The sequence below is a fragment of the uncultured Butyricimonas sp. genome, assembly GCF_959596855.1.
GTDB classification, from domain to species: domain Bacteria; phylum Bacteroidota; class Bacteroidia; order Bacteroidales; family Marinifilaceae; genus Butyricimonas; species Butyricimonas muris.
This window is the reverse complement of record NZ_CAUFYA010000001.1, coordinates 277,781-289,128: the sequence shown is the minus strand read 5'-3', so window position 1 is coordinate 289,128 and position 11,348 is coordinate 277,781. Positions and strand designations below refer to the sequence as shown.

General features: G+C 43.6%; 12 protein-coding genes. 2 read left to right on the top strand and 10 right to left on the bottom strand.

Going from position 1 to position 11,348, the window contains the following annotated elements; translation table 11 throughout:
- Window positions 1-18: 18 nt before the first annotated feature.
- Together Q5866_RS01120 and Q5866_RS01115 are read right to left on the bottom strand one after the other, a co-directional pair.
- Window positions 19-390, bottom strand: a complete 372-nt coding sequence (locus Q5866_RS01120) for a YbaN family protein (RefSeq protein ID WP_099291280.1) — start codon at window positions 388-390, stop codon at window positions 19-21.
- 6 nt (window positions 391-396) lie between these two features.
- Entirely contained in the window at window positions 397-1,359 is a 963-nt protein-coding gene (locus Q5866_RS01115) for a tRNA-dihydrouridine synthase family protein (RefSeq protein ID WP_303178211.1), read from the bottom strand.
- A 152-nt stretch (window positions 1,360-1,511) separates the two neighbouring features.
- On the opposite strand from Q5866_RS01115, the gene Q5866_RS01110 reads away from it, so the two are divergent.
- Together Q5866_RS01110 and Q5866_RS01105 are read left to right on the top strand one after the other, a co-directional pair.
- On the top strand, window positions 1,512-1,718 hold the full coding sequence (locus Q5866_RS01110) for a hypothetical protein (protein ID WP_099291282.1): 207 nt from the start codon (window positions 1,512-1,514) through the stop codon (window positions 1,716-1,718).
- Between the two features lie 49 nt (window positions 1,719-1,767).
- A complete protein-coding gene (locus Q5866_RS01105) occupies window positions 1,768-2,259 on the top strand; it encodes a TlpA disulfide reductase family protein (protein ID WP_292265648.1) in 492 nt (163 codons plus the stop codon).
- 11 nt (window positions 2,260-2,270) lie between these two features.
- Here Q5866_RS01105 and Q5866_RS01100 read toward each other — a convergent pair whose 3' ends face one another.
- The 8 genes from Q5866_RS01100 to Q5866_RS01065 form a co-directional block, all read right to left on the bottom strand.
- Window positions 2,271-3,164, bottom strand: a complete 894-nt coding sequence (locus Q5866_RS01100; RefSeq protein ID WP_303178208.1) for a DNA/RNA non-specific endonuclease — start codon at window positions 3,162-3,164, stop codon at window positions 2,271-2,273.
- 3 nt (window positions 3,165-3,167) lie between these two features.
- Entirely contained in the window at window positions 3,168-4,763 is a 1,596-nt protein-coding gene (locus Q5866_RS01095) for a S41 family peptidase (RefSeq protein WP_303178206.1), read from the bottom strand.
- 2 nt (window positions 4,764-4,765) lie between these two features.
- Window positions 4,766-5,212, bottom strand: a complete 447-nt coding sequence (locus Q5866_RS01090; RefSeq protein WP_099291286.1) for a dCMP deaminase family protein — start codon at window positions 5,210-5,212, stop codon at window positions 4,766-4,768.
- A gap of 13 nt (window positions 5,213-5,225) precedes the next feature.
- Window positions 5,226-6,200 carry a polyprenyl synthetase family protein gene (locus Q5866_RS01085; protein ID WP_227216990.1) on the bottom strand — a complete coding sequence of 325 codons (975 nt, stop codon included), beginning with the start codon at window positions 6,198-6,200 and terminating at the stop codon, window positions 5,226-5,228.
- A gap of 152 nt (window positions 6,201-6,352) precedes the next feature.
- Window positions 6,353-7,459 (bottom strand): thioredoxin domain-containing protein, encoded by a 1,107-nt coding sequence (locus Q5866_RS01080; RefSeq protein WP_303178202.1) that lies wholly within the window; start codon window positions 7,457-7,459, stop codon window positions 6,353-6,355.
- Window positions 7,460-7,489: 30 nt separating this feature from the next.
- Entirely contained in the window at window positions 7,490-9,013 is a 1,524-nt protein-coding gene (locus tag Q5866_RS01075) for a PKD-like family lipoprotein (RefSeq protein ID WP_292264921.1), read from the bottom strand.
- Between the two features lie 19 nt (window positions 9,014-9,032).
- A complete protein-coding gene (locus Q5866_RS01070; RefSeq protein WP_303178200.1) occupies window positions 9,033-9,845 on the bottom strand; it encodes a DUF4843 domain-containing protein in 813 nt (270 codons plus the stop codon).
- 6 nt (window positions 9,846-9,851) lie between these two features.
- A complete protein-coding gene (locus tag Q5866_RS01065) occupies window positions 9,852-11,348 on the bottom strand; it encodes a RagB/SusD family nutrient uptake outer membrane protein (protein WP_186974852.1) in 1,497 nt (498 codons plus the stop codon).

Below are 11,348 nucleotides of genomic sequence, written 5' to 3'. Positions count from 1 at the left end.
AGAGAGCGTCGCTCTCTTTTATTTCTTTTTGGGATTCGGTACGATAAACAGCACGCTACATGTCCCGACAACACCCAATATCAATAATAATATCCTCACATGCAAATTCTCGATAATCCCGAAAGCGGAAATACTGATCATCGTCCACATACAAATAATGGATACCGCTTTTGTCTTCCAACCCACTCCTTTTTTCTCTTGAAAACGCCGGATATAAGGCCCCAACCACTTGGAACGATGCAAGGCATCATGCAATCGCTTGGAACTATTGTAAAAAAGCCATGAACTCAATAAAAGAAAAGGTGTCGTCGGCAAACCGGGCACGAAAATACCGATTATACCCAACACCACGGAAATACAGCCTATAATGATATATATCGCTTTCTTCATCCGCTATCACCCTTCCTCCTGTCCCGGCACGAAGGCACGCGCAAGCGCTTCGTTATACTGGGATAGTTTGTTACTCTTGTGAATCTTCTTCAATATTTTCCGGTCGGTCATCGGCATGAAATATTCCCAGAAAGTTTTCATTTTCATCACTAATTGATGCTCACCCTGCAAACGTTCGGCATAAGCGGCCAGAAGTTCGGCATGAAAGAGTTTGAATTTCCTGTACTTCTCCTCCGAGGTCAATTCTTTACCATCCAAGTATTCCATTGCCAACGCGGGGTTCGCTAACAATCCCCGGCCGATCATGACGCCTTCCAAACGGGGAAAGCGTGCCGTCACCCGTTGAATATCCTCTAGGGTCAACACATCCCCGTTGTAATACAAGGGATGTTTACATTGATTATAAAATGCCTCAAACGCATCCGGGTTAACCTCTCCCTTGTATTCCTGCGTACCGACACGAGCGTGCAGGATAACGGCAGCTAAAGGAGTGTCATTCAAAACAGGAAGCAATGACAGACATTCTTCAGGATTCTCCCATCCCAAACGCATTTTCACGGAACACTGCATCCCCGGGTATTCCTTCACAACTTCCATCAGCTCCCGTACCCGCTTCGGGTCGGACAACACGCCCGCTCCTTTCCCCCGCCTCGCAATCATCGGGAAAGGACATCCCATGTTGATATCCACCCCCGTGAAGCCTCTCTCTTCCAACATCTCCAGAGATACATCCAATTCCATCGGGTCGCCCCCCAACACCTGCGGGATCAATCTCTGCACGGTATTTAATTCGGGATCACAATCCTTCATATCTCTCGACCGGAAACTATCCCCTTTTTCAACCCGGATAAACGGGGTATAATAGGCGTCCACTCCCCCGAAGTATTTCTCGTGCAGGTTCCGGTACGTCCAATCGGTATGCCCCTGCACGGGTGCAAAATGTATTTTATATTTCTTCTGTTTTTCCATATCAAAACCCACTAACTACTATCATCTTGTTACGACAAATATACAGTCTTTCTTCCCGTATATGAAAAGAATCTGATAAAAGTAACAATTTTTCCCTCGTACCCCGTACAACTATCAATAATAATCAGTAACTATGTCTCAAATTTTAGAATATGCGATTTTTACTTTGTCCACAATGCGGCATACGCCGTTTTCACGTGAAAGACGCACAAGGCAATCCATGTCTGGTGCAAGTGACAACCGATTACGAGGTTGTTCCGGTAAATGAAAATGACTCTCTGGAGGGATTCGACACGACAATTCTCTATTGCTTGGGATGCTCGTGGAGCGGTAGCCCGAAAAGTCTGAAACGATATTAATCAAACATGATCCAATATGAAACACCTGACTCTAATTTTATTATTATTCATGACCTGCGCTTGGGTTCAAGCCCCGGAAGACGATAGAGGATACATCGTGAAAGTAGGCGACAAAGCACCTGATATCGAATTAATCTTTCCTGACGGCACAAAGAAACAATTGAAAGACCTGAAAGGGAAAATTGTTATGCTTCAATTCACTGCCAGCTGGTGTGGCGTATGCCGAAAAGAAATGCCCTTTATCGAAAAAGATATTTGGCTGAAACACAAGGATAATCCCGACTTCGTTTTATACGGCATTGATCTTAAGGAATCGAAAGAAGTGGTCAAAAAATTTGCCAAAGAAACAGGTATCACTTACCCTCTCCTGCTCGATCCGGAAGGTAAAGCCTTTTATTCTTTTGCCGCACAAGGCGCAGGCGTCACCCGGAACGTTATCATAGACAAAGAGGGGAAGATTGTCTATCTCACCCGCCTGTACGAACCGAAAGAGTTCGAGGAAATGACAAAAGTGATTGATGATTTGTTGAAAAAGAAATAAGCCCGAAAGGCTTATTTCTTTTTCTTGAGAGGTTTCTTGGCTTTTTTCTTTTTCTTCTTTTTCCCACCCCGGTGTTTGATCAGGAAATACACGAGCAAGAACAAGAGCACGGCTCCCGCCACGGCGATAATTTGTTCTTTCCGGGTCGGGGGATATGATTTACCGGGTTGCTTGGGCATATGTTCCAGATGCGAAAGGGTATCCGCTTCCAACAACTTTTCCAGATCATCCGGTAGTTGCGGGAAGAAATCAATACCGGTCATTTTCTCCACTTTCGACACGGGTACCGCGAAACTGTTTATCGGGCGCCGACTCTCCTCGTTCGGCAACACGTAAGCTATCATCTGCTGCCTCGACGGGGAGTAAAATAATTTGTAATAGTAACCGGGAACGGTCACTTTTCCTTTGCCTATCTTCCCCTTGTTACTCTTGAAAATCGGTCCGGTTACCACGTACAGTTTTTCCCGCTTTGCCCGTTCCCGAACGTGTTCCTCCAACTTCTTCCAGATACCCCGGTTAAACATCGGCACTTGCGGCGACATATTCGACATGTAAAACGTTTCGCTCATCGCTTTCGCGTTAAACGACATATCAGCAGCAGGACACAAATGCCCCCGGTCATACCCGCTTCCCTTGTAATCGGCTAACGTGGCACTCCATGTATCTAGTTTCGGGTCTACCCGAAAATTATCTTTCCGGCTCGCCTTCCCCGTGAGATTCTTGGCTTCCAACTCGTAATACACCCAATTCGCCTGTTTATGCTCTTTGTCAAAACCCAAACAATAATAGGTATATTCAACCAACATTCCCTCCCCCGAGGGAATATAACGGTTTTGCGCGAAACCACCCAGCGTGCAAAACAGAAACAGGAGGCCTATCAGCCTCCCGTGTAAAATATTCATCATTGTCTATTGTTTAATCGCTTCCTGTAAGGTATTATCAATCTGACCGATTATCGGGTAGAAACCGATATCATCCAAAGCGTGACGACCGATATAAGCCTCTATCCGTGTTCTCAAAATCTGGTAAGACTCTTTTATCTCCTTGTCAGTCCGCTTCAATCCACGGCGGGCAGCATAATTCGCCATTTCGTTTACCAGATCGAACTGCTTCAAGTATCGCTGGATAGCCTTGTAATCTTTTAAATCCTTCATCTCATTCCGGTGTCTATCCATGAAATCAAAAGTATAATCATACAAGAACTGAGTTCTCGTCACCGCTGCCAGATAACGGGTAGCCCCGGTCGTGTCAGCCGGCACAAAGACATCCGGCATAATTCCGCCACCGCCATACACGGTACGTCCGCCAACAGTCTGATATTTCAAATTCTCGTCAAACGTGATGCTATCCCTTTGAGAAAACTCCCCGTGCATCATACGGTTGTAAATATCGCTGTAATATTTCTCTTTCCCTTGGTCATAAGGTTTCTGAATAGAACGTCCCGAAGGCGTATAATAACGGGCTACCGTCAACCGTACGGCAGAACCGTCGGATAGCGGGCGTTGTTCCTGTACCAATCCCTTGCCGAAAGAACGACGTCCGATAATTAATCCCCGGTCGTTATCCTGTATTGCACCAGCGAAAATCTCACTGGCAGACGCACTAAACTCACTAATCAACACATCCACACGGATATCCTTGTAACGTCCCTGACCGTTGGACGTGAAATCCATACGGGCTCTGGCGTTTCCCTGCGTGTACAAAATCAACTTGTCCGCATCCAGAAATTCGTTTATCATCTTGATTGCCGTTTCCAGCACTCCGCCCTCGTTCTCCCGCAAGTCGATGATTATCTTTTTCATCCCCGCCTGCTTCAAGCTCTCCATGGCATTCATAAACTCCATATAGGTAACCATACCGAAGGTATTGGTTTTCAAATAACCCGTTGTATCATTGAGCATATACGCCACATCAACACTTTTTACCGGGATACTGCCGCGGGTAACCGTCTTCTTGATCGGCTTCGGTTCACCCCTTCTCACGATGGTCAAATCTACTTTCGAACCGAACTCTCCCCTCATCATTGCCATAATCTGGTCGGTGTTCTTGTTTACCCCGGCTACCACAGAATCGCCTACCCGGATAATCCGGTCACCATCCAATATCCCCGCTTTCTCGGAAGGTCCGCCGGGAACGACTTTCACGACCGTAACCGTGTCCAGATATTTATAGAACTGCACGCCTACACCCCCGAAATTACCGATAATTCCTTCATTTGCCCGCTGCATATCTTTCGCGGGAATATATATCGTGTGAGGATCCAAATCATTCAATATGATCGGGATTGAATTCTCTATCAACTCTGTCATGTTCACCGTATCCACGTACGAGTGTTGTATCATTCCCAAAATCACATCCAATTTATTGCCCATCTGCGGGTACACTCCCGCGGCAACAGACATTTGTCCGCGATCCGGCAAAAACCTGTTTATCATCATACCGAGCACGATGGCCAAAGCCAACACGATCGGTGTCAATAACGCTCTTAAATTACTCTTGTTCATATTTAATCTTTTATCTCTTTATCATCCGCAAACCCTATATACTCCACTTCTATTCCCGCTTTTTGCAGTAATTCGATTCCATCCGCGCTCCTGTAATGTTCCGAATATACCACCCGTCGGATGCCCGCCTGAATAATCAGCTTCGAGCATTCGATACAAGGAGAAGCCGTCACGTACAACGTTGCCCCGAAACTACTGTTATTCGATTTCGCCACTTTCGTGATAGCGTTCGCCTCGGCATGCAACACGTAGGGCTTTGTTTTATTGTCCTCGTCTTCACATATATTCTCGAACCCGGAAGGAGTCCCGTTATACCCGTCCGAAATAATGGCATCGCCCCTCACGATCAAGGCTCCTACCTGACGACGTATGCAATACGAATTTTCCGCCCATATCCGGGCCATTCTCAAATAACGCTCGTCTAACAATCGCTGTTTAGATTTCTCCATTTAATACACTATTTTATTTCTTCCGACTTCCTATCTCGTCCAACATCTCGTAGAAATCGACTTTTCGTTCTGCCGGAACTTCAATCTTATCCAATATCTCCCGACTCTTTTCCAAATATTTATCTATTGCCGCAAAAGCGACTTCTTTTATCCCTAAACGATCATATATCCGTGTAACGGCTTCCACTTTTTCCTTGTGATCAAAATCCTTCTTCTCTATCCATCCCCACAATTCCTCCTTTGTCGCCGGATCAGCCAACTCCAACGCCTTGATAAGCATATAAGTTTTCTTGTTTGCCACGATATCTCCACCTATATTTTTCCCGAATTCGGCAACATCCCCGTACACGTCAAGGTAATCATCCTGTAACTGGAAAGCTAACCCAAGATATCCCCCGAAATCATACAACGCTTTGTACTCGTGTTCCGGAGCCCCGGCAAGCAACGCCCCGTGCCGCAAACTACCGGCAAGCAAAACGGCTGTCTTCAAATAAATCATGTGGATATACTCTTCCTCGGTCACGTTATTTCTCGTTTCGAACACCATATCATACTGCTGTCCCTTGCACACGTCCAGCGCCACCTGATTGAAAAAGTCAATTGCCCGACGCAAGTATTTATCCTCGCAATGCTCTATACTCTTGTAAGCCATAATAGCAGCCGCATCACCACTTAATATCGCCACGTTACTGTTCCACTTCTTGTGAACCGTCGGACGTCCTCTTCTCAATTCGGCATCATCCATCACGTCATCGTGCAAAAGCGTGTAATTGTGAAAGATTTCTATCCCGATAGCGGATTTCAATACCTTCTCGATGTCTTCCCGGTAAAGATTATAAGCCATTAAAGTAAGCATCGGACGTAACCGTTTTCCACCGTCTTCCAGTATATACTGTATCGGCTCAAACAACGAATACGGCTCTTGCATATACTCTTTTTTCTCTAACTCTTTCGTTATAATCTCCCTTAAGTCATTTAGTGTGTACATCTCTTTCACGTTTTACAAATTTGTTCCGCTAAAGTATAAAAAAAGAGCAAACAACGCATCATTAACAAGCAGAAATATCTTTTTAACAGAAATATCCCGGCTTCCGACAAGGAAAACCGGGATACACGAAAAACGATTTCGAGAGCATCTTCTTAATGTCCGCCGCCTTCCAATTGCATTAATTGCTGGGCAACAAACATAATCATTGTCGCATCCATTTCCATGAATAACCGCCGCACGAATTTCGCCGCACGCTTTTTCACGACCTCATCCCCGTTCACAAACAAAGCCGCAAAATTATACATGATATACGCTTTATAGTCATCATTCAACTGAGCATACTCCTTCTCACACAGAGTCATAAAAGCATTCAAATCACCTTTCCCGTGGCATTCTATGAAACGAAATGCTTCCGTGTAATAATTATCCTTATTCAATCCCAAATCAATAATCTCCCTTTTCACTACATCATATTGCTGTTGTTCAAAAGGTATTTGAGCTATCAGATATTTTTGCATTTCCATTTTATACAAATTCCCGATTTGTTCCGAGATTTTATCCTTCACGGCAGGAGCAAATTTATCCCGACAAGTTATCATATAGCGGGCGATTGCATCCATAGGACTTTCGGTAAAAGAAATATACACAAACAAGTTTTCATCGGCCAGCTTTTGTTTATCATTCAACCCGCTAAAATAATCTTGCACGATTTTAAAAGCCTCTTCTTTTTTAGACATATCCGGACGACGATTCCGGTATACTTGTTCCAATTTCATTCCCGCATAGGCAGAAATCAACTCGGCTGTACGCTCGCCGCTTTCATAACGTTGTTGCATTCGTTCGGGAGTTTTATCGGGGTCTATTTGACGGTCAATACTCATGATAAAAGCAGTTCCATCCACCGAACCTCCCTCTTTAATCATTAATACTCTCTCAACCACATCTATGGCTACAAAAGTAGGATACGCTTTTACCTTGTACTTTTTTGCCAATTCCGGTCCCTCTCCTTTTTCAGCATCAATCTTAATACACACGAACTTATCATTCAAATAATCCCCGACCTCTTTCAACGGGAAGATATTTTTCATCATCATTTTACACGGACCACACCAAGAGGTATAAAAATCGATAAATACCAGTTTTTTCTCGTCTTTCGCAGCAGCGAGGGCTTCTTTATAAGTAATATCCCGGAAATTCGTTTGCGCCGTTGCAGAAATGACCAACAAAGAAACAAACAACAACAAAACAATCTTTTTCATTATATTCGTCTTTTTATTTACACGTTATTATCAATAAGGGAAACATGGACCAAATCCATACATAGGTCCCAGCATGGCAGTCATATCCACAGCCGCCTGACAAACATACCGCACACTTCTCAGTTTGCCTTCGCCGGAGAAAACTGTTATAGGTTCCCCGTAAGGTTGTCCTCCGCGTATATTATACAAATACACGGTATAATTATCACCTTCCTGTGTCCCGACCACTATGTTGTCAAAATTCAACGATGTATCCCCGAATAACCCCATGTTCCAATATTGATTGGAGAAATAAGAAATTGTAGCTCCTTCCGGGATGCCGGTTATCGGAATCTCCATTTCACTCTCGGCATCAAAATTATAACCGTATAATTTATTATCATGCACACAATAAATCAATGTTCCCGTCAAACCGTTGCCCGCAATAATATCCCCTTGAGCCAAATGCAAATTAGATTTTAAAGGCCTAATCTCCACGATATTTCCCCCGGAAAGCAAATACAAATACCGGACTCCCGAAGTTTTATCCTGACACAGGAAATAGATCATCTCACTTCCTCCCACGTAATTAAGTCCACTCGACAGGCATTCCAAATTATCTTGATTCACTTCCGTATTGAACTCAACTTCCGATACACCGGAACAATTATAATCCACCGTCATGACACGATGTTTACTATTATTCCAGTATACATGACCTCCGAATCCCCCGTTCACTATTTGCACATGCTTACTGCTTTCACTATCCAAGGGGAAGCCCATTTTACCGCTATTTTCATCGGTAGAAGCAGAACGGATGCCTTTACTGGAAAAATAAAATATTCTCGAAAGACTTCTAACCATACAATAAGGGGACTCATCGGCCTCCATTTCCTCGAAAAGTAAATTCGAATTATCAAAAACTTTCAACATATCCACCGTACGGAAACAGGCAAATTTATTCTGTTCCGTGGTAACACATACCGTGTTGCCCGTTGCCATTACGTTCTCTTCCGTATCAATAAAAGCCTGCCCGAAACACACGGACAAATTACGAGGAGCCCCAATCAACGGTTCCCCTTGCGAGTTCGTCAAAAGATCTGAAACAAGACCGTCTTGTGTATATACGTCCAATTCCGAGTTCCCTTCCGCCGTTTCTTTCAAGATGTAAAAACCTTGAGAAAAAGTCGTGGAAACAGCTAATTTCATCTCTTCCGCAACTGAATAACCGTTCTCTTTAGCCGTCACTTCAAACACAACCGTGTAATTCCCGGCCGCCAAATTTATCTCGTACGATAAATTCTTGACGGAATCGATTTTATTCGTCCGGAATCCCTCTTGTTGATCCTCTTTATAAATATACCACGCGTAAGCTAACTGCTCTTCCGAATATTTTGTCTCGATTTTCGGTTCCCGTTCCAATTTATTTCCACTATAAGAGATAATTGAAGCATCTTTCAATGTATCAATCGCAATATCGCCAATCTCTCTGGTTGCCAAACTACTATCATCATCGTAACAGGCAACTAGCCCGAACAATGTAAACAATACGGCTAATAAAATATATTTTTTCATACTATCATCCATTAAATTATCAATTCCAAGATTTCGGTTCAAAACTTACCGGGGTACCGTCTTCTTCTTTGTAAGGTTCCTTATTTTCCGCTATCCTTTTGGCATTCTCTTCCTCTAACTTCCGAGCAAACCATCCTGCCAGATAATCGACATAAGCACTGTCACCCTCCATCAGTTCCTTGATATACTCGTCATCCCATTTCTCGTCTGTCCATTCTATCATCAAACGATGTTTTTCTGTTCCGTAAAGGCCAAATGAATAATCACAATAATATTCCTCCCATACCGAAGGTTTCGTCAATTTTGCAGAGATTGACAGCACACGGACAGTCAATCCCGCATATCCCGGTTTAAAATAACCGTTATCCTTGAATGTAAATTGTAACGTGACATCTCCATTCTCCAATGAAGGATCCTTTTTTACAACCACCGGAATTTCCGTTATCGTTTTACGAGCAGGGATGATGTAGTATTTCGCTTTCAACTCTTCATTCGTGAAGGCGACATAATGTACATCCGCTTTCGCATCATTCTGCCCGGTAAGAACCTGCTCCAACTCCAACGGTCGATCTTCATCCGACACGAAACCCATCGTTGATATTTTGAACCAAACCGTATCAACGTCCACATCTTCCCCGGCATACACGAATGAATACGAGGCGTATCTCATCTCGTCCGTAACCTTTTCCGTTTCCACGATAGTTCCGTCATAATTGTAATAAACGAAATTTAACCAGCAATCCGACGTACTATACACCGGCAAATCTTTTTCGCAAGAACTCATCCCCAAAAGTAGGATACAACCGATCATTATATTTATCAACTGTTTCATAATCATTTACTTTATTTGAGAATTAGGATTATATTCGGTTTCCGGCAAAGGAAGAATATATACTTTCTCGTCAGCCGTCCCATTACCCCAAAGCATACTTGCCGTTCCGGTTCTCTTGTAGGTATAGAACATCTGCCCCTCTCCATAAAACTCCCGGCGATACTCGTTCACGATCTCCTTGGGAACATCGTTCAAGGAAGAAAATCCCGCTTCATTCAACACCACGTTATGAGCCAACATGTAATCCGTATACCACCCGTTTATCTCATCCAAATCGGAAGATGTTTCCATAGCAATCAAATAAACTTCGGACATACGCAACATCGGAATAATCTGATAATACAGCATTTGATTTTCAGCATCATCCGCGAAATAATACTTCGTGATCGCCGCATATAGGCTAGCCGACGCATCTTTCACGTTCCGGTTCCAGCAATTCAAATATCTGTTATGCGAACCCGTATTCTGTCCCGCGTACAAATCTGTCAACATCGAATGGGAGACAACCAAATGTCCCGAACCAACCTGCACGTCTGTCTGATTTCCAAGCAAAAATTCCGTCGAGTAGGTTTTCACGTTATATTTACTGAGATACAACAGGCATTCGGACGGACAAGTCTTATACCCTTTTGCGATATCCGTTTCGCCACTCATTGTCATGACAGGTTTTCCATCCACACCTTTGGCGTCTATAATTCCTTTCGCCAACGCGTAAGCCTTTTCTTTTTTTCCCAAATAAAGGTACATTCTAGCTTGAATTGCTTTCACCGCCCAATAGTTCATTCTAGCTTGACGATAATACATATAACTGTCATTCAATTCATTCCCGCTTACAGAATTCAAGTTGGAGAAAGTATATTGAAACACCGGATCACTATCTTTCAAGAAAGATTCCGCTTTAACCAAATCGCTTTCTAGTTTTGCCACGTAAGCATCGAAACCATAGTAAGCAGGCATTTCGTCAATAGAGGTAGTTTCAGAATAGGGTAATTCAACTTGTTGGCTTGCTCCTTGCGGCATCTGCCCGAACAAGCGAAGCACATCCAACTGACAAAAAGCACGGATGGCGTAAGCCTCTCCCGTAATCACGGCACGAGCCGCCGGATCTTCGATGACATCACCATTTTTCTCGGCGTACTTAATAATCATATTAGCCTGAGCAATCACGTTAAACAACCCGGCATATATCGTTTTGATCGCGGCCTTAGAATAATCACTCGTGTAATTATGTTCCATCAAATCATTATCCTCGTAACGAGTCGAATTACGGAATTGATACCAAAGATTTGCCAATGATTCGATATTAGACATTGTCAATCTCTCCCCATAAATATCTTGACCGGCTAAACTCATGTAACAACCCGTGAGAGCATCCTGAAATCCCTTGTACGTGGTAAACAAGTCTTTGTCTTTCTGTTCCGTGTCCGGCCGCACATCCAACCAATCATTACAGGAAACGGAAAACAAAGCCATGACTACCGTTATGATATATAATCTTTTCAT